Source organism: Streptomyces sp. NPDC104371 (assembly GCF_055583785.1).
Window position 1 is genome coordinate 667,206 of the sequence record NZ_JBVJNF010000003.1, and the last position, 25,158, is coordinate 692,363.

The following is a 25,158-nucleotide window of genomic DNA, read 5'->3' on the forward strand; positions in this document are numbered from 1 at the left end:
GGGGCCGTCACCAACTGAACGGCGCCCGCCCGGAGTACGGACGGACGCCGCCGACAGCCGCTGTGTCAGCAGTGGTTGGGCACGTTCCCCCTGTCGTTGCCCTTCAGGTAGATGGCGCTGACGTAGCCGACGCCACCGGAGTTGAGCTGGAGGCGGACCCAGTTGCGGTTGCTGATGCCACCGTCGGTGACGAGGTCGCCCTCGAGCCAACACACCCCGGTGTAGCTCTGGTTGGGATTGACGTAGCTGACGGACCGCTCACCGACCGCGGGACCCGCGTGCACATTGGCGTGCTTCCAGGCCACCACCATGGTGGACGCCAGGGCGGGCGTGGCGGCGAGCATACCCGCGCCGACCAGGGCTGCGCTCGCCCCGCTCAGAGCGAGGGCGCGCTTCGTCTTCGTGCCGAACATCTGATTCTCCCGTTGGTGTTCCGGCCCCGGCGGACCGGGGCGTGACGCGTCATACGGGAACGGAGTGATGCGCGGTGCCTCCCCCGCCCCGTGATCCGACGCGCTCCACGCTCTCGGATCCCGTGCCCCGGCTCAATCGCCGATCGGAACGAGTGCGCGGCGCCGTGTTCGGGGCGCGTGTTCGATCGCCAGGGGGTGCGCCGCGCACACCTTCCGGCGCCCGCCACCGTGGAAGGTCAGGCCGTGCGGTCGAAGAGGGGCAAGTAGCCGCGGGAGTGGCCGAGGGCCGTGGGGTGGTAGGACTCGACGGGAGCCAGCAGGTTGATGCTGCGCATCCAGGGGCTCGTGGAGCAGATCTCGTGTCCGCGGAAGGCGGCCCGGACATCGGTGAAGGTGAACCCGTGGTCGGCGGCGCGCTTCGCGATCACGGTGTTGAGGTGGTCGACGGCGTTGTTCACGGCCGACCGGGAGGTCTCCGCGAGACCCGCCGCGCACCTGCCGTTGAGCTGGTACAGATGCGGATAGCCCATGACCACGACATGGGCGACGGGCGCCTTCCGCCTGATGCCCGTGTAGAGACGGTCCAGGTCGCGCGGCAGCGTCTTGTCCATGTACCTGCGCGCCCCCGCGACGGAGGTCAGACACGCGCTGGTGCCCCGCAGCACACAGTTCTTCATGACACTGGCGAAGCCCGAGTCACTGCCGCCCGCGGTGACGCTCACCAGGCCCGTACTTCTGTTGAGCGGGCCGAGCTGGCGGCCGAGGACATCGGTCGTGTGGGCGCCGTTGCAGGCGGTGAAGCTGAAGGACGAGCGTGCGTGGGCGGCGGCCCACAGCGCGGGATAGGCCTGGTCGCTGCGCAGGCAGTCGCCGCTGGAGCCGAGGTAGCGACCGGCTCCGACACCGGCGGAGTAGGAGTCGCCGAGGGCCACATAGCCCCGGGCCGCCGCCGTGTGCGGGGCTGCCTGTGCGGGCGTGGCGCCGGTGAGGGCGCAGGCGGCGGTGAGAAGGAGGGAAGACACACCGGCCGCGATTCGGGACTGTCTCATACCTCTGCCTTAGCACGGCCCGTTCACAGCGGCGGTCAGGTCCGTCACGCTGTGTCGATCCGTGTTGAGCGAGGCCGAGGGCTGTGCTGCCGGGCGGCGCCCCGCACCGGACGGGGGGAGGGGTACGGGGCCGGGCGGCGCGGTGGTGGGCGGTCCTACGGGCCGATGTCACCCGAAGGGGTGTCACCCGACCGGCGGTGTCCGGGCCGTCACCCGACCGGTGGACCCGGCCGAGTCGCTGGGCGTCGGCTCGGCCGAGTCACCGGGCGGAGGCCGAGGACACGGCGGTCCGGGCCGCGTGCTCCACCACCGAGATGCCGTCCTTCATCGACGTGTTGCCGTCGGAGAGAACGGCGACGAGGTAGCGGTGTCCCTCGACGGTGACCTGTCCGACGCTGTTGATGTCCCACAGCCCGGTGGTGCTGCGCTGCAACCAGCCGTTCTTCAGCGCCCAATCGGATCCGGACCCGGCCGCCGAGACACCCCACGCCTGGTCGTCGGCGACATGGGCCATCAGCGTCCGGATGTAGGCGCGGGAGGTCTCGTTCAGCGCGGTACCGTCCTTGGCGTCCTTCGCGTCCGAGGCCGGGCCGGCGTCGAACAGCACGCGCAGCAGCCGTATCTGGTCACTCGCCGTCGTCTGGGTGAGCCCCCACAGGGGGCCGGGGCCGCCCTTCGTCGCGGTCAGGCCCAGCCGCTTGTTGGCCGCTTCCAGGCCCGGCGCCAGACCGATCTGCCGCCACAGGGCGCTCGTCGAGTCGTTGTCGCTGTGCTCGATCATGGCCTTCGCGTACTCCTCTTCCTGAGGAGTCAGGGACCGCCCCTCGTCCTGGGCCTGGAGCAGCACCGCCGCGAGGATGTCGACCTTGATGATGCTCGCGGTGTCGTACGGGGTGTCGGTCCCGTAGACCGTGGGCTCGGGATGTGCGCCGTCCAGGCTGAGCACCGCAGCCGTCACACGTGCCTCGGGCTTCTTCTCCATCGGTCCGGCGGCTCCCTCATGGGTGTCGTTGTGCGACGACGACGTGGCGGCGCGGGCGGGTTCCGCGGTGATCGCGTCGAGCGAGAGGAACGTCGTCACGGACGCGAGGATCACACCGGCGCAGGCGACAGCGCGCTTGCCCCGGCGCCCGTCCGTCGAGTGCGGACGTGACAGGGAGAAGAGACGGTACGGCATGAAGGCAGGCCTCAACAGTTCTTGAGGGGAAGGGGGCATGCGCCTACGAACGTAGACAAAACACCCCAGGTGGCGCGGTGATCGGTGTCACTGCGGGCTGATTTCGCGCGCGAATGTGGTGAGGGTCATGGGCGGGGATGTGGCCGCCGTCACGCTCGCGGCCCTCGAACGTCGAACCCGGAACCCTGAACCTCGCTGGCGATGCGATCAGTCTTCGTACGTAAGTGATCAGAGAACGCGCATCTGTCGTCGCTTCGAGGCTCTCTCGATCAATCCCGAAGCAAGCCGGTTACCGGTTGCGCACAGTCCGTAAGGTCCAGGGCACCGGCCCGGCGGGAGACGCCCGGGTCAGGAGTGACCAGGAGGAGACACCGGTATGGCCAATGTGGAGATCTCTCTCAAGGAGATGATGACCTCGATCGAGGGCTCCCTGGGAGCGGCCCTCGTGGACTACACCAGCGGTATGGCGCTGGGCACCCTGGGCGGCGGCAAGGACCTCGACCTGACCGTCGCCTCGGCGGGCAACACGGACGTGATCCGCGCCAAGGCCCGCACCATGGAACACCTCGGCCTCAAGGGCGAGATCGAGGACATACTCATCACGCTCGGCAGCCAGTACCACCTCATCCGCCCGCTCACGGGCCGAGGCGGCAACGGGCTGTTCCTCTACCTCGTGCTCGACCGGGAACGCTCGAACCTCGCGATGGCCCGCCATCAACTCAAGCGCATCGAGGCCGACCTCGAGGTCTGAGCAGCCGTTCCGTCGTGCCTCCGCACACCCACGAATTGAAGACTTCTTCATCTGGACACATCCAGATCAGAGCAATCTCACGGGTGTGCGGGGCCGGAGCCGCGAGGATCGGTCCGCAGGACAGCCCGCGGCGGCACACACCGGGCCGCCGTGCCCAGCACACCACCCGTCACGCGGCAGGGAGCGAGCCACTCACCATGCAGGTCCCCCTCTACCAGGCCAAGGCCGAGTTCTTCCGGATGCTCGGACACCCGGTCCGTATCCGCGTCCTGGAGCTGTTGCAGAGTGGTCCCGTCCCCGTACGCGACCTGCTCGCCGAGATCGGGATCGAACCGTCCAGCCTCTCGCAGCAGTTGGCCGTCCTGCGCCGCTCGGGGATCGTGGTGTCCATACGGGAGGGCGCGACCGTCAGTTACGCGCTCGCCGGCGGCGACGTCGCCGAACTCCTGCGCGCGGCCCGCCGCATCCTGACCGAACTGATCGCGGGCCAGAGCGAGTTGCTGGCCGAACTGCGCCAGGCCGACCTCAAACCGGCCCTGTCCCCGGACACCACGAGCCGACCCTCGTAAGGCGCGCAGCCACACCTGGTGTCGTACGCAGCCCCACCCGGTGTCGTACCGGGCACAGCTTGATTGCGACACGGGCTCTGCGCCGCACCGGCCTCGCGCCGGGCCGCACCATGACGACCCATGGACAGAGACCGCTACGTCGACTTCCTGCGCGCCTTCGCGATCACCCTCGTGGTGCTCGGCCACTGGCTGATCACCGGCCTGGTCCACGGAGCCGACGGCGAGATCACGGCACCGGAGCTGCTGGCGGTCGTCCCCTGGACCCAGTGGCTGACCCTGGCGTTCCAGATCATGCCCCTGTTCTTCCTCGCCGGAGGCCACGCGGCGGGAGGCTCCTGGTCGCGTGCCCGTACGGCCGGTGCCACGGCCACGGGCTGGGTGCGACAGCGGGCCGCGCGGCTGCTGCTTCCCACGCTCGCCTACTGCGGTCCGGCACTGCTCGCCGTCGGCATCTGCACGGCGGTCGGCGTGGACCCGTACACCCTCGCGCTGGTGGGGTGGGCGTTGGCGATGCAGTTCTGGTTTCTCCCGGTGTACTTGATCCTCACTGCTCTGACACCCGCGCTGCACCGGGCGCACCGCCGCTGGGGACACCGCGTACCCGTGGCCATGGGCGCGGTCGCCCTGGCGGCCGACGTCCTGGCGGTGGCCGCGCACGCGCCGTACGTCGGCCTGCTCAACTACGTGCTCGTATGGGGAGTCGCCTATCAGTCGGGCTTCTGCTGGCGGGACGGTCTGCCGACCGGGCGACGACGGTGGCTGATGCCCGCCGCGATGACCGTGGGCGGCGGATCGGCCTTCGCGGCACTGGTCGCCCTCGGGCCGTTCCCGGTCAGCCTGATCCTGGTGACCGGGCAGGTCCCGAGCAACACCAACCCGCCGTCGGCGGCGATGCTCGCCTGGACCGTGGCCCAGGTGGGCCTGTGCCTTCTGGTCGCCCCATGGGCGCGGCGGTTGACGGACCGCGAACGCGTATGGCGGGTGGTGCGCCCGGTGGGTGGCGCCAGCATGACCCTGTACCTGTGGCACATGCTGCCGGTGCTGATCGTCGCCGCCGCGTTCTATCTGACCGGACTCGCCCCCGAGCCCGCGTACGCCTCCTCCGCCTGGTGGGCCCTGCGTGTGCCGTGGTGGGTGGTGCTCGGCATCGTCATGACCGGTGTCGTGGTCGCGCTCGGACCGCTGGAGCGCGCGCTGTCGTTGCTGTACGAGTGGGCTCGCCCGCACACCGACCCGCGCCGTTCCTGGCGGCTGTGGCTCGGCCTGGCCGCGACCGCCGCCGCCCTGACCCGATTCGCCGTACAGGGCTTGGCTCATGACGGCCGCTTCCCCACGCTGCCCGCACTGGGCCTGTTCCTCGGCGCGCTGCTTGTACTGCTCCCCGAGCGGACGGCACCGCGCGGGGACACATCCTCTCCCGGTCCCGTCGAGCCGGGGGCGACGGGGCCGCGCCCTGGCGTGGCACGGCCCCGTGGCGTGCCGGTCAGCGAATCCGAGCGAGGGTGTGGCGTTCCCCGAACACCCCTGCCATGAGCCGGTCCAGCGTGCGTCTTCCCCGCGCGGTCGTCGCGGCGTCAGGGTGCGCGGGACCCCGGACCAGGCAGCGCACCGCGTCGAGGGCCGCGAGGCCGCTCAGCGCGTAGTGCTCCTCGGGCACCAACTCGCGGCCGTAGCCCCGGAAGCACGCCGCTGCCAACTCGGGCCGATCCGCCCAGATCCCGCAGCTCATCGGGACGAAGTCGGCTACCACTGTGGCGAATCGGGCCCGTTCGAAGCCGATCCAGCAGGCCTGGGCCGAAGCCGGGGACCACAGGAGGTTCCGGGGCCGGGCGGCGCCGTGGACGAACGCGAGCGGCAGCGGCGGAAGACAGCGCAGCCGCTCGGTGAGATCGCGAACGAGCCTTCGCTCGGCCGGTGTCAGCCGTCCGTCGGCCTGCCGTAGGTGTTCCTCGGCTTCGTCGGCCGCAGCCCGCAACGATCGCTCGGCCTCGGCGCGGCGAGGTCCGGACAGATCACCGGCCGCGTGCAACCGGGCCAGCAGAGCGCCGCCTTGCCAGTGGGCGCGGACTTCCTCCGCGGGGGTCAGCGTCAGCCGTCCGAGCGGGCGGCCCGGGACGGCGGTCAGCAGCAGGGCCAGATGCTCGGCGCTCGAAGCGCGCAACTGCGGTGCGTGACCGGATCCGAGCGCCGGAACCGCGTGGCGCAGGGCGAAGGTCTCCCGCTCGTAACTCAGCGGCCGGGAAGCGACCTTCAGACAGAACCGGACGCCGTCGGGGCGGCGAAGAGCCCAGACGCGGGAGTCCTCGCGGGCGGGTGCGGGGTGTGCTGTGACGGACACCGGCGTACGGAGTTCGTTGCGAACCCAGTCGAGCAGGGCCGGTGCGGGCAGGGTCGAGTCGGTCATGCCCCCCACCTCGATGACGGTCGTGACGCGGAGGCGAACAGGGCGCGGCGAGCGTCGACCACGTGCCGGAACGCGGCCGGAGCGGCGAGCCGAGCAGGAGGGTTCTCGAACGCGGGCCGAGGGGCGGTGAGGGCGAGCACGGTCTTCATGGGATCTCCTCGGTGAGGGAAGCGGGTTGAGGACGACCCTCCTGCACACCACTGACAATCGGCGGGGGAGGGGAGCGTGATCCGGACAGCCCGAGCGGGCGTCACGGCGGCGGGGCGACCGGTGCGAGAGCGCCTCTGACCTGGGCCGGAGTTCGCAGAAAGGATTCTTGAACTGCTGGCCGAAGCCCCGTGGTTGAGCGGTGGCCGAGATGGCTTGAACTGAGCCATTCCATGGTCAGGAGGCGGTGAACGGGCGGGGCGCGGGCCATGCGAAACTGCGCGCATGCATCTCGGCCGAGCCCTTCACCTCCCCCTGCCGGCAGTCCTGGTCACCGCGGTTGCCCTGTCCCTGACCGGCTGCGACAAGAGTGGGGCCGGGGGCGACCGGGCGCACTACGTGACCGACGCCGACGGCATCTCCACGGTCCGCAAGGCCGATCGGCAAGCGGCCGGAGCCATGAAGGGCGAGACCCTCGACGGGAAGCGACTCGACGTCGCCGAACTCCGGGGCAAGGTCGTCGTGATGAACGTATGGGGCTCGTGGTGCGTCCCGTGCCGTGCCGAGATCCCGAACTTCGTGAAGGTCGCCAAGGAGGTCAAGGGCAAGGGCGTGGAGTTCGTCGGCATCAACACGCGCGAGGCGAGCCGCACCCAGGCCGTCGCCTTCGAGAAGGACTTCCACGTGGACTACCCGAGCCTGTACGACCCCACCGGGAAGCTGGTCCTCGCCGGATTCCCCAAGGGGACCCTGAACCCGCAGACACTGCCCTCCACGATCGTGCTCGACCAGGACGGGAAGATCGCGGCCCGCTCGTTGCAGGGGCTGTCCGAGGAACGTCTGCGCAAGATGATCGACGCGGTGCTCGCGGACAACGCGGACAAGTAGGCGCCTGGTGCGCGCCATTTCCCGGTGCGCGACCGAACGCCGGTAGCCGTCCCGTCGACGGGACGCCAAGCGGTGGCGAGTGCCGGGTCCGCGGCATACGGTGAACGAGGAGACGCCCCGCGGGGCCTCCTGGCAGTACGTCGTATCCCCCCGTCGTAGGGGGCCGTACTCCTCGTCGTACCGTGCCCGTCCGCCACGGCCGGAAGGGGTGCCTCGCATGTGCGCACACGCCCAGGAGCCGGTACCGCAGCCGGTGCTGTCCCCGCTGACGCGCGCGGCGATCTTCCTCGTCGTGACCGTCGACCAGGGTGGCGAACCGGTCGTACGGCAGCTCCTGGCGGACCTCAACGGGCTCCAGCGGGCCGTGGGCTTCCGCGCGACGCCCGAGGGGAGGCTGAGCGCCGTCGTGGGCATCGGCTCGGAGGTATGGGACCGGCTCTTCGCCGGGCCCCGCCCCGCCGACCTGCATCCCTTCCGCGAGCTGGCCGGAGACCGGCACCGGGCGGTCTCGACACCCGGCGATCTGCTCTTCCACATCCGCGCGGCGCGCCCCGACCTCTGCTTTGCCCTGGGCGGCGAGATCATGGACCGGCTCCGAGGCGCCGTCACCGTCCGCGACGAGGTGCACGGGTTCACCTACTTCGACATGCGTGACCTGCTCGGATTCGTGGACGGCACCGAGAACCCGACGGGGCCCGCGGCGAGCGCGGCGGTGTTGATCGGTGACGAGGACGCCGAGTTCAGCGGAGGCAGCTATGTGATCGTGCAGAAGTACCTGCACGATCTCGAGGCGTGGAACGCCCTTCCCGTCGAGGCGCAGGAGAGGGCGATCGGACGCAGGAAGCTGTCCGACGTCGAACTCGACGACGACGTCAAGCCGGCCGACTCCCACGTGGCACTGACCACGATCGAGGACCCGGACGGGACGAAGCACGAGATCCTGCGCGACAACATGCCCTTCGGCACCATCGGGCAGGGCGAGTTCGGTACGTACTTCATCGGCCATGCCCGCACCCCGGCCGTCACGGAACGCATGCTGGAGCGCATGTTCCTGGGCGCTCCGCCCGCCTCCCACGACCGGATCCTGGACTTCTCCACCCCCGTGACGGGCTCGCTGTTCTACGCGCCCACCAGCGACTTCCTCGACGACCTCCCCGACGAGGCGAGTGGCGAGAGCGAGGAGAGCGGGGAGAGCGAGGAGGACGAGGACAGGGCGGCACCGGCCCGGCTCACGGCCGCGGACGGCTCCCTGGGCATCGGCGACCTGAGGAAGTGACAGAAGGCGAGCACCCGCGATGGACAACCTGCACCGGGAACTTGCACCCGTCTCCGCCGCCGCCTGGGCCGACCTGGAGGACGAGGCACGGCGTACGTTCACGCGGCACGTCGCATCGTGGACATGCCCGCGACGGGCGGACTCGATCTGGCCGGGGTGGGCAGCGGGCACCTTCAGGGCGTGGAGGTACCGGCCGACGGGGTCGAGGGTCGGCTGCGCCGGTTCCAGCCGCTGGTCGAACTGCGGGTGCCGTTCACCGTCGACCGGCAGCAGGTGGACGACGTCGCTCGCGGCGCGAAGGACGCGGACTGGCGGCCGGTCAAGGACGCCGCCCGGAAGCTCGCCATCGCCGAGGACCGCGCGGTCTTCGAGGGGTACGCCGCCGCGCACATCGTCGGTCTGCGGGAGAGTTCGTCCAACCCGGCGCTGACCCTGCCGACCGAGGTGAGCGCCTACCCGGACGCCGTCAGCAAGGCCTTGACCGTGCTGCGGCTCGCCGGTGTCGGCGGCCCGTACGCCCTGGCGTTGAGCGCCGAGGCGTACACCGCCGTCAGTGAGACGTCCGACTACGGCTACCCGATCATCAATCACATCGCGCGCGTGCTCGACGGTGACATCGTCTGGGCACCTGCCATAGACGGCGCCTTCCTGCTGTCACGGCGGGGCGGCGACTTCGCGCTGCACCTCGGCCAGGACGTGTCCATCGGATACCTGTCGCACGACGAGCACAGCATCCGGCTGTACTTCCAGGAGACGCTGACCTTCCTCGTGCACACCAGCGAGGCCGTCGTGCCCCTGGAGATGGAACCGCCGTGGTCCGCCGAGCAGTTGGAACCGTTGGAGGCGGAGACATGAAGGTCGGCATCGTAGGGGTGGGCGCCGTCGGATCGGCCACCGCCCTGTCCTTGGTCGAACGCGGGGGATCCTGCCGGGAGATCGTGCTGATCGACCGCGACACCGCCCGCGCCGACGGCGTCGCCGCCGACCTGCGTTACGCCACCCCGCTGTCCCTCACGGTCGACGTACGCGTCGCGGTCGCCCCGCGGGCGGTGCTCATGGTGGTCACCGATCCACCGGACCCGTTGGCCGACCTCACCCGCCAACTCGTCGGACAAGACCGGGTGTTCTCGACCGGCACCCTGATCGACGCGGTCGACTTGCTGAGCCGGAACGGCCGACCGCTGGACGAGATACGCGCGGAGATCGAGAAGGACATCCGCTACGCCAACATCACGATCATCGAAGGCACCGGCGCGAGTCAGTACGGCATCGGCGCCGTCTCCGCCCGGCTGGTCGAGGCGGTCCTGCGCGACGAACGCGCGGTGCTGCCCGTCGCCGCCCACTCCTCCAACCACCAGGTCACACTGTCGCTGGTCAGCGTCCTCGGAGCGGGCGGGGTCCGACAGATGCACCTCCCCGCCATGACACCCGAGGAACACCAGGCGCTGGACGAGAGCGTCCGGGTCCTCCGCGAGGCCACCGAACGCGCACTCACTGCCGGTACAGCCTGAGAGGCGGCTCTACGCCCGACGGGCCTCCTTCACCTCCCGGTCGACGGCCCAGGCGTCGGCGACCGGCCCGATGTGGCCGAGCTTGTCGGGGTTGATCACCGCGCGAACGGTCTGGATCCGCCCGTCGAGCATGTCGAGGGCCATCGTGTGAAGCACCTTGCCGTCCCGGTCGCGGAAGACCGCTCCGGGCTGGCCGTTGACCTCGTGCGGCTCGAATGTCACCCGGATCTGACGCATCAACGGGAAGACCGTGCCCAGCAGTCGGGCCACGTTCTCCGCACCCACGACGGGCTTGGCCCACTGCGGCGCCTTCCCTCCGCCGTCCCCGACCAACTGCACATCGGCGGCAAGCAGTTCCCGTAGCGCGGCCGTGTCGCCGTCCTTCAGCGCGTCGAAGAACCGCGTCGCAAGCTCCTGCCGTCGCTGCCGGTCCGCCGTGAACCGCGGGCGGCCGTCCCGCATGTGCTGCCGCGCCCGTACCAGCAACTGCCGGCACGCCGACTCCGAGCGCCCCACCGCCGTGGCCACCTCGTCGAACCCGAAGGCGAACACCTCGCGCAGGACGAACACGGCCCGCTCCAGTGGGCTGAGCCGCTCCAACAGCAGCAGTGCCGCCATCGACACCGAGTCGGCCAACTCCACAGCCCGTGCCGGATCTTGATACGGATCGCTCAGCAGTGGCTCGGGGAACCACGGGCCCACGTACTCCTCGCGCCGTGCCCGCGCGGAACGCAGTACGTCGATCGCGATCCGTGTCACCGTGGCGGACAGGAACGACTTGGCCGACGTGGGCCGGGTCGAGGAGCCGTCGAAGCGCAACCATGTCTCCTGCACCGCGTCCTCGGCCTCGCCCACACTGCCCAGGATGCGATAGGCGATCGAGAACAGCAGCGGTCGCAGCTCCTCGAACTCCTCGACCTTGCTCACGCGGAATCCCTTCCCCCTAGTCGATGCCGATGCCGATGCCGATGCCGGTGGCGGTCAGTGGAACTGTCCGGCCACGTACGAGCCCGCCGGCTGCTGGGTGATGATGTTCAGCCGGTTCACCGCGTTCATGAAGGAGACCATCATCACCAGGGCGGTGAGCTGCTCCTCGTCGTAGTGCTTGGCGGCGTTCGCCCACACCTCGTCACTGACCCCGGTGGCCGCGTCCGCGACCCGGGTCCCCTCCTCGGCCAGCGCCAGCGCGGCCCGCTCGGCATCGGTGAAGACCGTGGCCTCCCGCCAGGCCGCGACCAGGTTCAGCCGAACCGAGGTCTCCCCGGCAGCGGCGGCGTCCTTGGTGTGCATGTCGATGCAGAAGGCACAGCCGTTGATCTGACTCACGCGCAGCGCCACCAACTCCTGCGTCGCGGCCGGGAGCGGCAGTTCCTTGATGGTGTTGCCCGTCGTCATGAAGTGCTTGAGGACCTTGCCGGTGGCAGGGTCGGCGAAGTAGTTCAGTCGCGCGTCCATGATGTGCTCCTCCGTGGTCGTCCGTGGCTACACCCCTGAGACGAGATAGCTCGGCCGCCTGTGACATGACGCGATGTGACGTGCCTCTCACGGCTACCCGCGCCGGTCGTCGTCCATCGCGAGGAGTTCACACCCGCGCCGTCCGGACACCGAGCGTATTTCTGCTCCAGTAGCTTTCGGCGCGTCCAGTAGCTTGCCGATGCCGCCTGGAACAAGCCGCTGCCGCGCAGCACAGCGACCGGAGAGATACGTATGCCCCGAGAGGCGAAGTACCTTGCCATAGCCGACAAGTTGTACGCGCGGATCCTCGCCGGAGAGTGGGAGGTCGGGCAGCGTCTGCCGTCCAGGGCGCGGCTCGCGCAGGAGTACGGGGTCGGGCGCAACGTCACGCAGAAGGCCGTGGACCATCTGATCCTCAAGGGCCTCCTCGAAGGACGCGCGGGCTCGGGAACCTACGTCCGCATGCCGCGTGAACGTGTGCGCATGGTCCGCTCGCGGCACCCCGAACGCCGGGGCGGGCCCCTGTGCCTCGGCGGTATGCGGGAACGGGGCAGAGCGGGCTCCTGGGATGCGCACAGCCAGGCGCGCGTCCCCGCCCCGCCGGCCATCGCTGAGCGGCTCGCCATCAGCCCCGGAGACCTCTGCGTCCACACACACTACGAGTTCCTCGCCGACGGACAGCCCGTCCAACTCTCCCGATCCTGGGAGCCGATGGCCATCACGGACGGAACACCGATCGTCCTGCCCGAGGCGGGTCCCCTCGCGGGCAAGGGGGTGGTCGAGCGTATGCGTGCCATCGGCGTGCGGATCGACACCGTGGTCGAACTGCCGCGCCCGGCCCGTGCCACCCGGGAACAGGCGAACCTCCTGGGGATCAGCGCCGGGGACCTGGTGCTCCAGATCGAACGGACCATCTACGACACGGGCGGGCGACCGGTGGAGACCGCCGACATCGTCATTCCCGATGTCCGCCGGGAAGTCGCCTACGAGTTCGCGGTCGACCAGCCGTAGCCGGTGACGCCGGAACAGCGACACATCGGCCGGTACAGCGACACTTCACGACTGACAGTAGGGATCGCGCATGTCCACACCCTCCCGCTTCGGGCTCCTCCGCGATCCGGACTTCGGGCGCTTGTTCACCGCCACCGCCCTCGGCCAACTCGGCGACCGGGTACTCTTCTTGGCGTTTCCCCTGGTGGCGATCCTGGCCTTACGTGCCGACGAACTCCAGGTCGGACTGCTGACGGCGATGACCACGGCGGGCTCGCTGCTGGTCGGTCTACCGGCGGGCGCGTGGGTCGACCGCATGCGGAAGCGCTCGGTGATGATCAGTACGGATCTCGCCAGGGCACTGGTCCTGTTGACGATTCCGGCGGCCTGGTCGCTGGGCCTTCTGACGATCTGGTGGCTCTGTGCCGTGGCACTGGTCCATGGGGTGCTGACCGTCTTCTTCGACGTCGCGTACGTCAGCTATCTGCCGCACTTGGTGGGACGCCACCATCTGGTCGAAGGCAACTCGAAGCTCTCCGCGGTACGTTCGGTGACCAGTATCGGCGGGCCGACGGTGGCGGGCCCGCTGGTCGGGTGGGTCGGGGCGCCCGCGACGCTGGTGGTGAGTTCGCTAGGGATGGCTGTCTCGGGCCTGCTCGCGATCAGTATCCGTAAGCCCGAGGCGAAGCCGCAGCGCGGTGAGCGTCCTGACTTGCGTCGGGACATCAAGGAAGGACTGAGGTTCGTCCTCGGGCATCCCGTCCTGCGCGCGACCATCCTGGGGGATGCGATATTCAACCTCTTCCTGATCCTGTATCAGGCCATGCTGCTGGTCTTCCTGGAGAGGGAGATCGGCCTCGGCTCCTTCGGGATCGGGCTCGTTCTGTCGGGAATGGGGTGCGGCGCCCTGCTGGGTGCGCTGGTGGCGGTCAGGGTCTCCCGTCGGTTCGGACAGGGCCGGGTCATCTGGCTTGCCCCACTGGTCACTTGTCCACTGACGGCCTTGATGCCGTTGGCGCGACCCGGTTGGAGTGTGTACGTCGCGGCGGTCGGACTCGCGGCGCTGTCCGCGGGTGGAGTTGTCCGCGTGGTGGCTCAGTCGAGCTTCCAACAGGCCCTCACCCCCGATGGGTTCCTGGGCCGGATGAGTGCGACAGCCCGATTCGTGTCCTGGGGCGGCCTTCCGTTGGGCGGAGTGCTCGGGGGAGTCGCGGGTTCGGTGTGCGGAGCGACGGTCACCCTGTGGGTCGGCGCGGTCGGGATGACGCTGAGCTTCCTCCCGAACTTCCTTTCCCCGTTGCGTACTTCGCGTACATGCCCCACAAGCGCACCGTCGTAGACGCTCGCAAGGCCCACGGCTTCTCCGCGACGGCCGCGCGGACGCTGGGCAATTCCGTGGCCAGTGACAGCTCCGCGCGGCCGTGCAGTCAGGACCTCTTCGCCCCGCGGCGTCGTACGAGGACGACCGCGCCCGTGCCCACCGCCACCGCCGCGATCGCCGTCGCTGCGATCGGGAGGGCCGACGAGGACCCGGTGGAGGCCAGGCTGCCGCCGAGCGGTCCGTTGTCGTTACCGGTGCCCGCGGGCGGCGTCACATCCGCCGTGCCGCCCGTGGGGGAGGGTGAGTCGGACGCGGTGGGGGAGGAGGACGGCGTGGGGGCGCCCGGTGTCGGGGACGCGGAGGCGCCCGTCGCGCTGAGGACGATGTCCGCCTTGTCGTTCGCCTCGTTGGTGTCGAACGGCCGGGCGTCGCCCCCGAGTCGGACCGAGCCCTTGGCGTCCGTGACGGCCTTGTCGATCCTGAGCTGGAAGGTGTACGTGTCGCCCGCGCCCTCGTTCACGAAGGACTGGCTGGTGCCGCAGTCGTAGCCGCCCGCCTTGGCGGGGGTGCAGAAGCCGTCCACCTTCGTGGCGGTCGTGCCCTCGGGAAGCGTGATGAGGACATGGGTCACCGACGTTCCCAGAGGCCGCAGGACCCAGGCCGGGCCGTCGTTGCGGTAGGAGACGCGCAGGTCGACCTTGTCGCCCACCTTGCCCGTCACGCGGCTGCCCGTCACCCCGAAGTCCGCCGTGTTCGTCGCGGTGACGGACACGTTGACGGCGTCCTCGTCGTACGCGTCGGCAGGCGGCGAGTCGGCGGGCCGCTCGACCAGCTCCACGGCGGGCGCGGTACCCCGCACCGGATCGGAGGCGCCTTCGGGAACCTCGTCGTCCTTGGAGACGGTCACGCGCACGTCGTCGTAGAGCGCCCGGTCGAGCGCCTTGAGGGTGAGCTGCCTGCCGGGCGCGTAGACCGTGCCGGGCTTCACGGACTGAGTGAACGCGCACGAGGCGAGCGAGCGGCTCGGGGCCTCGTCGAAGGCGGGGATCTCGTAGCGCAGGCAGTTGGACGGCAGCTCCGTGTGGCTGAGCCCACGGGTGACCGAGTACGTCAGCCACACCCGGTCGAGCGGCGCGCTGCCCTTGTTCATGAAGGTGACCGGCAGTTCGAGGCTGCTGCCGGGCTTGGCTCCGTCGATCGCCGCGATCGGGCCCAGGGCGAGTCCGGAGTCGGAGGAGCCGTCGGCGACGGCGGGGACGGTGCACAGGGCCAGCAGGGCAAGAGCGCCGAGCGTTCCGGCGGCTGCGCTGCGGGCGGGTAAGGCGTGTACGGCGGGTATACGGGTGGCGGCTGTACGGTCGGCGGTCATCGGCATCCAGGTGTCTTCGGGTCACCCCCGCCTCACCGTGCGTGAGGCGGCGGCAACGGGACGGCGTATCGGACGGCGTATCGGGACGGCGTACGGACAGGGAACTGCGCTCTCCCCGTGTGCGACGCGCCGAGTCGTGGAACGGTTGTGCCGCCTGGGACGGCCTTCACCGCTTCCTCGCTTCCTTCGAAGCTCCTCCCGGTATGTGGACCCGAACCCGGCCGTACTGGACGATTCCCGGCCCGGAGCCCGCCGCGGCGCAATCTTTGCGGTATCCGGCCGGTTCACGCAGGACGAAATCGGACGATTTGGAGAGACATCGGGCCATGCCGGACCATGGGATCCGTCCCGGTGGTCCGGGGCACCAGCAGGCAGAGAGGCGCACCACCCCATGCACCACACCGGAACCGCCCGGCCATCGGCTCCGGCCTCGCGGGAGAACCCCGCGGCCTCCCCCGCCACCGAGGAATCCGGCAGACACGCCCGCCGCTTCGGCCTGCCCGTCGCCACCGCGCTGGTCATGGGCAACATCATCGGCGGCGGCATCTTCCTGCTCCCCGCCTCCGTCGCCCCGTACGGCACGGTAAGCCTGCTCTCCTTCGGTCTGCTGACCGTCGGCGCCATCGCCCTCGCCCTGGTCTTCGGGCGGCTCGCCCAGCGCGACCCGCGCACCGGCGGACCCTACGTCTACGCCCGCGGCGCCTTCGGTGACTTCGCGGGCTTCCTCGCCGCCTGGGCGTACTGGATCACCACCTGGGTCTCCAACGCGGCGCTCGCCGTCGCGGCCGTCGGCTACCTCGACGTGCTGATCCCGGTGAACCACCACCGCTGGACCGCCTGCCTCGCGGCCCTCACCCTGCAATGGCTCCCGGCCCTCGCGAACTTCGCGGGCACCCGCTACGTGGGCGCCGTGCAGCTCGTCTCCACCGTCCTGAAGTTCGTACCGCTCCTGCTCGTCGCGATCGGCGGACTGTTCTTCTTCGACCCGGACAACCTCGGACCCTTCCGGGCGAGCGGCGGCAGCACCATCGGCGCGGTCTCCGCCTCCGCCGCGCTCCTGCTCTTCTCCTACCTCGGGGTCGAGTCCGCCTCCGTCAGCGCGGGCGAGGTGAAGAACCCCCGGCGCAACGTGGGGCGCGCCACGGTCATCGGCACCGCGGGCGCGGCGCTCGTCTATCTGCTGGGCACGCTGTCCGTCTTCGGCTCGGTCGCGCACGACCGGCTCGTGACCTCCACCGCGCCCTTCTCGGACGCCGTGAACGCCATGTTCGGCGGCACCTGGGGCGGCTGGGCCGTCGCGCTCGCCGCGCTCGTGTCGATGGTCGGCTGCCTGAACGGCTGGACGCTGCTGAGCGCCCAGACCCCGTACGCCGCGGCCCAGGACGGCCTCTTCCCCAAGGCCTTCGCCCGCCGCAGGCGCGGCGTTCCGACCGTCGGCGTGGCCGTCACTGTCGTCCTCGCCTCGCTGCTCACCGTCTACAACTACACATCGGGCTCGGCCAAGGTCTTCGAGATGCTGGTCCTGGTCACCACGTTCACGGCGACGGTGCCGTATCTGCTGGCCACGGCCGCACAGATCTTCCACCTCGTCTCGGGGCGGCGCGAGCGGGTCGACCGGGCACGGCTGGCGCGGGACGCCACGGTCACGGCGGTCGCGGCCGGCTTCTCGATCTGGCTCGTCGCGGGCGCCGGGTACGCGGCGGTGTACCAGGGCGTGCTGTTCCTGTTCGTGGGCGTCATCGTCTACGCGGTCATGGCGGCCCGGAGGCAGAGTCAGCCGGACCACGCTGACGTGAACAACGCTGACGTGACGGAGTGACGGCGGACTACTCGGCAGGCACGCCCTCGCGCACCGCCCGTGCGGCGCCGTTCGGGTCGTAGCCCTCGGGGACGCCTTCGATCAAGATGATGTCGCCGTCGATGTGCCGCGAGCGCAGCGGCGCGATCTCCTGATACGCGGGGGAGTCCCACCAGGCCCGAGCCTCCGCGATCCCCGGGAAGCCGATCATGACGAGATGGCCGGGCCAGCTCCCCTCCTTCACCTCGTGCTGTGTCGCGTGCACGAGGAACCGGCCGCCGTACGGCTCGAAGGTGCCGGTGATGCGCTCCATGTACTCGGCGATCTCCGGGTGCGGGGCGGCTTCCTGGAGGTGGGCTATGACGTAGGCGGCCATGGTGTCCCTCTCTGTCCTTCTCGTCCTTCTGAGCGGCCTGGTCGGCCGATCTCCCTATGCCGGTGATCGTGACATAGAGGCGCGGACGGAGTCGATGACCAGAGGGGTAATGGCTGACCGGAGACGTATCCGGCTCTTCCGCCTCACTTCCCTCGCTTGCCCGCAGTGGCGTCGGCGGCCCCGGTCAGATGGGCGAGGGCCTCCTCCCAGGTGCCGACGTGTACGGGCAGGTGGTGCAGGGAGGCCGCCAGGGTGTGGACGGCGTCGGTGGCGGCGGGGCGGGCGATCCAGTTGACGAGGGACGCGAGGAGCCGGGGTCGCGTGGGCGGGCCGCCGGACTCGGGTGTCTGGGTCAGTACGGCGGTGACGGCCGGGCCCGGTTGTCCGGGGCGGTCCGGGTCGGGCAGATGGAGGGTGGGGGTGTCGGAGGCGGGCCGCAGCACGGTGTACGGCTCGGGGCGCAGCCGCCAGCCGGTCCGCTCCAACTGCCGGGAGCGCTTGACGAGGTCGGACATCCAGGTACGGGGGAAGAGCACGGCGTGCTCGTCGTCGCGTACGGCGGCCCCGCACAGCAGGGGGATCTCGCCCGGCTCCACGGACCCGTAGTGGGCGTAGCCGGTGAGGACGGCGTCGAGGGCCTGGCGCAGATCGGCGGCGGTGCGGGCCCGGGTGAGGAGTTCGCCGCCGCGGAAGAGGAGGTAGAACGTGTCGGGGCGTTCGACGGTGAGGGTGACGGGCGTATAGCCGTCCTCACGGACGCCTCCGGTGACGTCCTCGACGATCCGGCGTGCCTCGTGGCCGCGTACCGCGATGCCCAGACGGGTGCCATGGGCGCCATGGGCGTCACGGGTGCCATAGGTACCGCTGACGCGGGCGGTGAGGACCGCGTCGACGGGCTGGGCCGCGATCTTCACCGAGCAACTCGTGGGCGCTTCCACGGTGGTGGCCCGGGGGTCGGCGCCGCTGAGCGTGATCAGGGCGTGGCTGACCTCGGCGAAGCCCGTGAGGATAGTGGCCGGTCGGCCGGGGGCCAGGAGTACGGCCGTGGGAGTGCCACGGGGCGCGGCTTCCCGGCCGAGTCGGGTCAGGCTCTGGTGGGTCGATTCGGCCAGGGGACGGCCGAGTCGACGGGTGCCGTCGGCGTCCACGAGGAGCACGGAGGCGTCCAGCCCGGCCAGACAGCGGGAGTTGGCCGCGAGGTCCGCGGTGAGCTGCGTGCAGAAGCCGCAGGCGTCGGACATCGCCACCACGAGCACCGGGTGCCGTACGAGCGTGGCGCACTCGGCTGCCCGCACCGCCAAGTCGTCATGTCCGACAAGGGGGTTGGGGGTGCCGTCCGACGCGACGAGACCGGCGGAGCGCCACTGGGTGAAGCAGTGGGCATGCTGATCGCGGTGTTCGGCGACGGGTGGTCGGCCCTGAAGCCAACCAAGGGCGGTCGGGCTGAGATAGGCCGCAGTGGGACTACTGGTGTCCAGCAGGACCGCACTGCTGCCCAGCTCCGCCACGACCACCCCTGGCATCAGCATCGGCTACGGCTGCTGGCAGAAGCCGCTGAAGCCGTTGGTGGACACACACACGAGGCCGGGGCAGCAGCCGACGGACCCGGTGCAGCCTTCACCCTGGACCCGACAGGCGGTCGGGGCCGTGAAGGTGTCGGTGAAGATCTCTTCGATTTCGGCGACTGTTTCGGCGTCTGGTGTAAGAGAGCGTGTCTCTTCCATGTAAGTGACCATAAATCCAGCATGAGGGGACACTCTGCGCGGTGTCCAGAGGGGCGTAACTCACAGGTGTGGCGCCGGAGATGGGTGTGCGAATCCGTGGTCCCGTAGTGGTGAGAGCCGGGACCGGTGGGTCAGGAGGTGCCCGTGTTCTGGTACGCGCGGGCCTGGGCGCGGAAGAGCGTCGCGTAGGCGCCGCCCGTGCGCAGCAGGTCCTCGTGGCTGCCCTGCTCGACGACGCGGCCCGTCTCCAGGACGTAGATGCGGTCGGCGTGCCGGACGCTGCGCAGGCGGTGGGAGATCAGCACCACCGTGCGGCCGGTGAACAGGCGCCGCAGATGGGTGAAGAGCTGGTCCTCGGCGTGGGCGTCGAGGGCCGCGGTGGGCTCGTCGAGGATGACGAGGGGCGCGTCGCGGTAGAACGCGCGGGCCAGGGCCAGGCGTTGCCACTGTCCGCCGGACAGGTCGGCGCCGCCGGTGAACTCCTTGCCCAGAGGGGTGTGCAGGCTGTCCGGGAGTTCCTTCAGGAAGTCCAACGCCCCGGCCTGCCGGGCCGCTTCCTGTACGCGTTCGAGATCGTCGGGGGTGTGGGGGCGGCCGAAGGCGATGTTGTCGAGCGCCGGGAGCTTGTAGCGGGTGAAGTCCTGGAAGACCACGGCGGTTCGCTCGCGGTGGGCGGTCAGGTCGGTCACCGGGGCCCCGTCGCACAGCAAGTGGCCGCTGTCGGGCGGGTAGAGCCCGGCCAGGAGGTGGGCGAGCGTCGTCTTGCCCGAGCCGTTCACTCCCACCAGGGCGACCACGTGGCCCGGTCGGAGGTCGAGGCTGACCTCGTGCACGGCCGGGACGTCGGCTCCGGGGTAGGTGAAGGTCAGCCGTTCGGCACGCAGGGCGACCGGTTCGCAAGGTAGTTGACCGTATGTCAACTCTCGCCTCTGACGCGGGACCTGGACGGCGACGGACGTCGGCGCGATGAACGTCTCCAAGTCGGTGAGCCGGAGCAGGTTCTCGCCGATGCCGCCGAGCATGCCCGCGAAGGTGTTGAGGCGTACCGAGAGCAGCCACACCCCCGCGACGGCCGCTCCGGCGGTGGACAGGGGCAGCAGGTCGCTGGTGGCGAGCCACCACAGGCTGCCCACCAGTACGCAGATGACCACACCGCCGGTGGCCTGGGCGACCATCCGGTGCCGGGCGTGTGTCCTCATCAGCGCCTCGGTGGCGCGGACTTCGTGGGCGTACTGCTCCTGCCACCGCCCGGTCAGGACCTCTCCGAGGTCCAGGGCCCGGATCTCCTTGGCCTCGTCCCGGCCGGTGAGGAGACGTTCGAGGTACTCGCGCAGCCGCCGGTTCTCCGACAGGCCGTGGTGCATGTCGTGGTGGGCGCTGCGTTCGTTGCCCGCCGCCCTGATCGCGGGGACGGCGCTGAGCAGCACGAGCGGGAGCAGCCACCAGGCCATGAGGACGAACGCGCCGCCCACCGCGAGCACGGTCAGGGCGGCCTGGAAGGCGGTGACGAGAAGGATCACGGCCAGGGCGGGCTGGCGGCGCGAGGCGAACACCGCCCGCTGGAGCCGGTCGTGGAAGTCCGGCTCCTCGAAGCGGGGCAACTCGGCCGCCACCGCGGCCTCCAGGACCATGCCCGCGACCAGCCGGTCCACCTTCACGGTCAGCACCGCCATGCGCGCCGTCCCGGACAGCCGCAGGGCGCCGACCGCGGCGCCCACCACCAGCGCGGCGATCACGGCGGGCACCAGCACGGGCGACCGCCCCGCCGCCGCGGGACCGCGGGCCAGTACCGCCCCGAACACCTGCTGCGTCAGCACCAGCGCCCCGGCCATGACCAGCGCCGAGAGGACCTGCACCACGATCACATGGACCAGGGCCCGCCGATCGGCGAGCCAGGCGAGACGGACGGCGAAGACCGCGGAGTGCAACAGATCGCGCTTACGCCGTTCAGCCATCATCGGCCACCTTTCCAGCCCCGCCGTCCAAACCATGGGCGGCTTTGGTACCAACGGGTGCATATCACCATCACTGCCCCGAACGGCCACGCCACAGTCGGCAACTGACCTTGGACCACTGTGTCGTCGCGGGAGGGCGCCCTCCCCCGTAAGACGGAATACGTCATCCTGCGCGCTGATGTGCGGTTACCCCGGTGCCGAACACGGTGACCGGGCATGCCGCTCGCGTGGACGGGGCGGTGGTCTGCTTCGATGAGAGGTCGCCGTTGTCACCATGTACGAGGAGCAGGTTCTGAACACGTCCGTTGCGGAGGCCTTGTCGGTCGGTCTCCTGGTGGTGGTCCTGGCCTGTGCGGTGATGCGGCCGTGGGGGTGGCCGGAGGCGGTGGTCGCCGTCCCGGCCGCCGGGCTGGTGATCGTCACCGGGGCGATCTCGCTGGGCCATGCCCGCGAGGAGGCGGTCCGGCTGGGGCCGGTGATCGGCTTCCTCGCGGCCGTCCTCGTCCTGGCCCAGCTCTGCGACGACGAGGGGCTGTTCACCGCTTGTGGGGCCTGGATGGCCCGCGCCGCGGCGGCGCGGCCGCACCGGCTGTTGGTGTACGTCTTCGCCATCGCGTCGGTGACCACCGCCGTACTGAGCCTCGACGCCACGATCGTGCTGCTCACTCCGGTCGTCTTCGCCACCGCCGCCCGGATCGGCGCCCGCCCCAGGCCTCATGTGTACGCCTGCACCCATCTGTCGAACACCGCCTCACTGCTGCTGCCGGTCTCGAACCTGACCAACCTGCTGGCCTTCGCCGCCAGTGGACTGAGCTTCACCCGCTTCGCCGCGCTGATGGCGCTGCCCTGGCTGGTGGCGATCGGCGCCGAATACCTCGTCTTCCGGCGGTTCTTCGCCACCGACCTCGACGCGGGCGCCCAGGCTCCGGCGCCCGCCGAGTCCCCCGAGGTGCCGGTGTTCGCGCTGGCCACGGTGGCGTGCACGCTGGCCGGGTTCGTCCTGACCTCCGCCTTCGGCGTCAACCCCGCCTGGGCGGCAGCGGCGGGCGCGGCCGTGCTCGCCGCCCGCGCCCTGACCCAGCGCCGCACCACGCCCACCCGTATCGTGCGCGCGGCGGCCCTGCCGTTCCTCGCCTTCGTCCTGGCGCTGGGCGTCGTGGTGCGCGCGGTGGTCGACAACGGCCTCGCGGCCGGGCTCGGGCATCTGATCCCGGGCGGCACCGCCCTGCCCGCTCTGCTGGCGCTCGCCGTGCTGGCCGCCGTGCTGGCCAACCTCATCAACAACCTGCCCGCCGTCCTGGTCCTGCTCCCGCTGACCGCCCCGGCGGGGCCCGGCCCGGTGCTCGCCGTCCTGCTCGGGGTGAACATCGGCCCCAACCTCACCTACGCGGGATCGCTGGCCACCCTGCTGTGGCGGCGGATCGTCCGCGCGCACGAGGCGGAGGTGAACCTGGGCGAGTTCACCCGCCTCGGCCTGCTCGCCGTGCCTGTCACCCTGGTGGCCGCGGTGGTGGCACTGTGGGGGGCGCTGACCGTCTGGGGAGGTTGATCAGCCATGTCCGTCATCGCCTGGATCGTCGAGGGCACCTGGCCGGCCTGCGTCGACGCCGCCCGTGTCTGGGCGCCCGAAGGCGCCGAGATCGCGCTGCTGCATGTCACCGGCCCCGAAGCGCCGGGTGTGGCGCACGGCGCCTACGCCGGGCTGCTCGGCCGCGCGAGCCCCGAGCGTGACCCCGGTACCCGTCTTGAACACCTGGCCGACGCCTCCGCCGAGCACCTGCTGGCCGCCGCGGCGGAGCGACTGGACCGCCCGTGCACCCGGATGAAGCGCACCGGCCGCGTCGAACACGAAGTGGTGGACGCCGCGGTGGACGCCGATCTGCTGATCCTCGCCCGCGACGGCGACCGCGGCCATCTCGGACCGCACAGCCTGGGACCGGCCAGCCGCTTCATCGTCGACCACGCACCCTGCCCGGTGCTCCTCGTCTGGCCCGAACCGGCGCCCAGCGTGAGTACCATTCCCCCACCCCCTCCTCACCACCGCTAGCCCATCATCGCCGCCACACCGCACGTCGTCGGACTCCGTGTCGGAGAGGAAGCCGGTGCCCGTCATGCCCCAACAGACCGTCCGCCACCCCCTGTTCGCCCGCTACTACGCCAACGTGGTGGGGCCCGGCCTGGAGAAGGCGGGCATCACGCGATACCGCAGACGGCTGCTGACCGGACTCTCCGGCCAGGTCCTGGAGATCGGCGCGGGCAACGGACTCAACTTCCCGCACTACCCGCCCGAGGTACGACAGGTCCTGGCCGTCGAACCGGAGCCGCGGCTGCGGGGCCTCGCGCGACAGGCGGCCCGTACGGCTCCCGTCGAGGTACAGGTCGTCGACGGCCGCGCCGAGCAACTCCCCGTCCCCGGCGCCTCGTTCGACATCGCCGTGGCCTGTCTCACCCTGTGCTCCGTGGCCGACCAGCGGGCGGCGCTCGCCGAGATCCGCCGCGTCCTGCGGCCCGGCGGCCGACTGCGCTTCTTCGAGCACGTCCGAGCGGACACACCAGGGATGCGCCGCGTCCAGCGCGCGGTCGACGCGACCCTCTGGCCGCTGCTGGCCGGTGGCTGCCGCACCGGCCGCGACACCCGAACCGCCATCGCCGCGGCCGGATTCACCCTCACTCAGGTGGAGACGTTCGCCTTCCCCGAGACCCGCATCCCGCTCCCGGCCGCCACCCACATCCTCGGCACCGCCGAGCTTCCCCAGGAGCCAGAGTCCTTCAGCGCGGCGCCGGGTCCGTCTGCTTGAGTACGGCGGCAGTGGAGACCCCGCGACGGCGGTCTTGACCTCTCGATGCGATCGGAGCAGTCTCGCTGCGACCGGCCGGACCGATCCCCCCACCGGTCGCTCGCGCACGTCCCGTCCGACCGCCCGCGACCGCAAGGAGCCGTATGATCGCCGCCTCGTACCGTCGCCCCCGACTCCTGCTCCTCCTCGCCGCGTTGCTGCTCACCCTGTCGTCCGCCCCGTCGGCGCTCGCCGCCACGGTGTCATCGGGCGGGCATCCGGTCGGGCAGACGGCCGGACGTGGCTCATCGGCTCGGGGCGCCGAGGTCGTCGGGGTCACGCGGGTCGCCGAGCGGCAGGTCGACCTGTCGGTGCGGTCGGCGGCCCTGGGCGGGCGCACGGTGAAGGTCCGCCTGCTCACCCCCGACGGCTGGAACCCGGCAGACCGGCGTCAACACTGGCCCACCCTCTGGCTGTTGCACGGCTGCTGCGGTGACTACACATCATGGACCAGCCGGACGGACGTGGCCCGGACGGACAGTCTGCGCGATGTACTCGTGGTCATGCCGGAGGCGGGCTGGAACGGCTGGTACAGCGACTGGTGGAACTACGGCCAGGGCGGCGACCCCGCGTGGGAGACCTTCCACACCGAGGAGTTGCGCCACCTCCTCGAACACGACTGGGGAGCGAGCAGCGACCGTGTCGTGGCCAGCCTGTCCATGGGTGGTCAGGGCGCCCTGCTGTACGCCGCCCGGCATCCGGGGATGTTCAAGGCCGCCGCCGCGTACTCCGGTTCCGTGCACCCGCTGCTGAACGACGAGTCGGTGGACCGGATCATGGGGTACTTCGCCGGGCAGGGCGACGACCCGCGCCGGGTCTGGGGCGACCCGGTCGCCCAGCGCGACATCTGGGCCGCGCACGACCCCTTCCACCTGGCCAAGCGGCTCAAGTCGATCCCGGTGTACCTGTCGTGCGGTGACGGCACCACCGGTCCGTTCGACGCGCCGGGCACCACGAGCGACCTGGAAGCGGACTTCAACCGGCAGAACCAGGCCCTCGCGGGAGAACTCGCACGCGTCGGGGCGAAGCACGTCACCACGAACTTCTACGGTTCCGGAACCCACGCATGGCCTTACTGGGAGCGCGAGTTGCACGCGTCGCTGCCGACGCTGCTGCGGGCGCTCGGAGTTCCGGCCTGATCCGATCCG

At 70.6% G+C, this 25,158-nt stretch carries 24 protein-coding genes and 1 pseudogene; 14 read left to right on the forward strand and 11 right to left on the reverse strand.

Features of this window, described 5'->3' with window-relative positions; translation table 11 throughout:
- Window positions 1-65 precede the first annotated feature (65 nt).
- The 3 genes from ACZ60T_RS13690 to ACZ60T_RS13700 all read right to left on the reverse strand — a co-directional run bounded on the left by ACZ60T_RS13690 (window position 66) and on the right by ACZ60T_RS13700 (window position 2,639).
- Entirely contained in the window at window positions 66-413 is a 348-nt protein-coding gene (locus ACZ60T_RS13690; protein WP_365627182.1) for an SH3 domain-containing protein, read from the reverse strand.
- A gap of 236 nt (window positions 414-649) precedes the next feature.
- Window positions 650-1,462 (reverse strand): SGNH/GDSL hydrolase family protein, encoded by an 813-nt coding sequence (locus tag ACZ60T_RS13695; RefSeq protein ID WP_365627185.1) that lies wholly within the window; start codon window positions 1,460-1,462, stop codon window positions 650-652.
- A gap of 259 nt (window positions 1,463-1,721) precedes the next feature.
- Window positions 1,722-2,639, reverse strand: coding sequence for a serine hydrolase (locus tag ACZ60T_RS13700; RefSeq protein ID WP_469666006.1), 918 nt, complete (start codon window positions 2,637-2,639; stop codon window positions 1,722-1,724).
- Between the two features lie 376 nt (window positions 2,640-3,015).
- On the opposite strand from ACZ60T_RS13700, the gene ACZ60T_RS13705 reads away from it, so the two are divergent.
- From ACZ60T_RS13705 to ACZ60T_RS13715, 3 genes are all read left to right on the forward strand, one after another.
- Window positions 3,016-3,390, forward strand: a complete 375-nt coding sequence (locus ACZ60T_RS13705) for a roadblock/LC7 domain-containing protein (protein ID WP_365627193.1) — start codon at window positions 3,016-3,018, stop codon at window positions 3,388-3,390.
- 197 nt (window positions 3,391-3,587) lie between these two features.
- Window positions 3,588-3,959 (forward strand): ArsR/SmtB family transcription factor, encoded by a 372-nt coding sequence (locus tag ACZ60T_RS13710; RefSeq protein WP_365627196.1) that lies wholly within the window; start codon window positions 3,588-3,590, stop codon window positions 3,957-3,959.
- Between the two features lie 120 nt (window positions 3,960-4,079).
- A complete protein-coding gene (locus ACZ60T_RS13715) occupies window positions 4,080-5,492 on the forward strand; it encodes an acyltransferase family protein (protein WP_469666007.1) in 1,413 nt (470 codons plus the stop codon).
- On the opposite strand, the gene ACZ60T_RS13720 is transcribed toward ACZ60T_RS13715, so the two are convergent.
- Window positions 5,443-6,363 (reverse strand): phosphotransferase, encoded by a 921-nt coding sequence (locus ACZ60T_RS13720; protein WP_469666009.1) that lies wholly within the window; start codon window positions 6,361-6,363, stop codon window positions 5,443-5,445. The two genes, ACZ60T_RS13715 and ACZ60T_RS13720, sit on opposite strands and share 50 nt — an antisense overlap.
- A 432-nt stretch (window positions 6,364-6,795) precedes the next feature.
- Here ACZ60T_RS13720 and ACZ60T_RS13725 point away from each other — a divergent pair, with 432 nt between their 5' ends.
- The 4 genes and pseudogenes from ACZ60T_RS13725 to ACZ60T_RS13740 all read left to right on the forward strand — a co-directional run bounded on the left by ACZ60T_RS13725 (window position 6,796) and on the right by ACZ60T_RS13740 (window position 10,185).
- Window positions 6,796-7,398, forward strand: coding sequence for a TlpA family protein disulfide reductase (locus tag ACZ60T_RS13725; protein WP_469666010.1), 603 nt, complete (start codon window positions 6,796-6,798; stop codon window positions 7,396-7,398).
- A gap of 217 nt (window positions 7,399-7,615) precedes the next feature.
- Complete coding sequence (locus tag ACZ60T_RS13730) at window positions 7,616-8,674, forward strand: Dyp-type peroxidase (protein WP_469666011.1); 1,059 nt, start codon at window positions 7,616-7,618, stop codon at window positions 8,672-8,674.
- 19 nt (window positions 8,675-8,693) lie between these two features.
- A pseudogene (locus ACZ60T_RS13735) lies at window positions 8,694-9,529 on the forward strand (family 1 encapsulin nanocompartment shell protein).
- Entirely contained in the window at window positions 9,526-10,185 is a 660-nt protein-coding gene (locus tag ACZ60T_RS13740) for a lactate/malate family dehydrogenase (RefSeq protein ID WP_469666012.1), read from the forward strand. Before ACZ60T_RS13735 ends, ACZ60T_RS13740 begins: the two are co-directional and overlap by 4 nt.
- A 9-nt stretch (window positions 10,186-10,194) precedes the next feature.
- On the opposite strand, the gene ACZ60T_RS13745 is transcribed toward ACZ60T_RS13740, so the two are convergent.
- Window positions 10,195-11,112 (reverse strand): RNA polymerase sigma-70 factor, encoded by a 918-nt coding sequence (locus tag ACZ60T_RS13745; RefSeq protein ID WP_469666013.1) that lies wholly within the window; start codon window positions 11,110-11,112, stop codon window positions 10,195-10,197.
- A gap of 54 nt (window positions 11,113-11,166) precedes the next feature.
- Window positions 11,167-11,640 (reverse strand): carboxymuconolactone decarboxylase family protein, encoded by a 474-nt coding sequence (locus ACZ60T_RS13750; protein WP_469666014.1) that lies wholly within the window; start codon window positions 11,638-11,640, stop codon window positions 11,167-11,169.
- Between the two features lie 252 nt (window positions 11,641-11,892).
- Between ACZ60T_RS13750 and ACZ60T_RS13755 the strand changes: the two genes are divergently transcribed.
- Together ACZ60T_RS13755 and ACZ60T_RS13760 are read left to right on the forward strand one after the other, a co-directional pair.
- Window positions 11,893-12,651, forward strand: a complete 759-nt coding sequence (locus ACZ60T_RS13755) for a GntR family transcriptional regulator (protein WP_469666015.1) — start codon at window positions 11,893-11,895, stop codon at window positions 12,649-12,651.
- 70 nt (window positions 12,652-12,721) lie between these two features.
- Complete coding sequence (locus ACZ60T_RS13760) at window positions 12,722-13,969, forward strand: MFS transporter (protein WP_469666017.1); 1,248 nt, start codon at window positions 12,722-12,724, stop codon at window positions 13,967-13,969.
- A gap of 88 nt (window positions 13,970-14,057) precedes the next feature.
- On the opposite strand, the gene ACZ60T_RS13765 is transcribed toward ACZ60T_RS13760, so the two are convergent.
- Window positions 14,058-15,320, reverse strand: coding sequence for a hypothetical protein (locus tag ACZ60T_RS13765; RefSeq protein ID WP_469666018.1), 1,263 nt, complete (start codon window positions 15,318-15,320; stop codon window positions 14,058-14,060).
- 391 nt (window positions 15,321-15,711) lie between these two features.
- On the opposite strand from ACZ60T_RS13765, the gene ACZ60T_RS13770 reads away from it, so the two are divergent.
- Complete coding sequence (locus ACZ60T_RS13770) at window positions 15,712-17,139, forward strand: amino acid permease (protein ID WP_469666019.1); 1,428 nt, start codon at window positions 15,712-15,714, stop codon at window positions 17,137-17,139.
- Between the two features lie 7 nt (window positions 17,140-17,146).
- Here the strand turns inward: ACZ60T_RS13770 and ACZ60T_RS13775 are convergent, their stop codons facing one another.
- The 4 genes from ACZ60T_RS13775 to ACZ60T_RS13790 form a co-directional block, all read right to left on the reverse strand.
- Complete coding sequence (locus tag ACZ60T_RS13775; protein ID WP_469666020.1) at window positions 17,147-17,494, reverse strand: DUF1330 domain-containing protein; 348 nt, start codon at window positions 17,492-17,494, stop codon at window positions 17,147-17,149.
- A 143-nt stretch (window positions 17,495-17,637) separates the two neighbouring features.
- Window positions 17,638-19,023, reverse strand: a complete 1,386-nt coding sequence (locus ACZ60T_RS13780) for a thioredoxin domain-containing protein (RefSeq protein ID WP_469666021.1) — start codon at window positions 19,021-19,023, stop codon at window positions 17,638-17,640.
- A gap of 3 nt (window positions 19,024-19,026) precedes the next feature.
- Window positions 19,027-19,218 carry a hypothetical protein gene (locus tag ACZ60T_RS13785; RefSeq protein WP_252426749.1) on the reverse strand — a complete coding sequence of 64 codons (192 nt, stop codon included), beginning with the start codon at window positions 19,216-19,218 and terminating at the stop codon, window positions 19,027-19,029.
- 131 nt (window positions 19,219-19,349) lie between these two features.
- Entirely contained in the window at window positions 19,350-21,173 is a 1,824-nt protein-coding gene (locus tag ACZ60T_RS13790) for an ABC transporter ATP-binding protein (protein ID WP_469666022.1), read from the reverse strand.
- Window positions 21,174-21,447: 274 nt separating this feature from the next.
- Between ACZ60T_RS13790 and ACZ60T_RS13795 the strand changes: the two genes are divergently transcribed.
- The 4 genes from ACZ60T_RS13795 to ACZ60T_RS13810 all read left to right on the forward strand — a co-directional run bounded on the left by ACZ60T_RS13795 (window position 21,448) and on the right by ACZ60T_RS13810 (window position 25,149).
- Window positions 21,448-22,722, forward strand: coding sequence for an SLC13 family permease (locus ACZ60T_RS13795; RefSeq protein WP_469666023.1), 1,275 nt, complete (start codon window positions 21,448-21,450; stop codon window positions 22,720-22,722).
- Between the two features lie 6 nt (window positions 22,723-22,728).
- Window positions 22,729-23,220: a universal stress protein gene (locus ACZ60T_RS13800; protein ID WP_469666024.1), complete on the forward strand. Its 492-nt coding sequence runs from the start codon at window positions 22,729-22,731 to the stop codon at window positions 23,218-23,220.
- A 64-nt stretch (window positions 23,221-23,284) separates the two neighbouring features.
- Window positions 23,285-23,971: a class I SAM-dependent methyltransferase gene (locus ACZ60T_RS13805; RefSeq protein WP_469666025.1), complete on the forward strand. Its 687-nt coding sequence runs from the start codon at window positions 23,285-23,287 to the stop codon at window positions 23,969-23,971.
- Between the two features lie 143 nt (window positions 23,972-24,114).
- On the forward strand, window positions 24,115-25,149 hold the full coding sequence (locus ACZ60T_RS13810) for an alpha/beta hydrolase (protein WP_469666026.1): 1,035 nt from the start codon (window positions 24,115-24,117) through the stop codon (window positions 25,147-25,149).
- The last annotated feature ends 9 nt before the right edge of the window (window positions 25,150-25,158 follow it).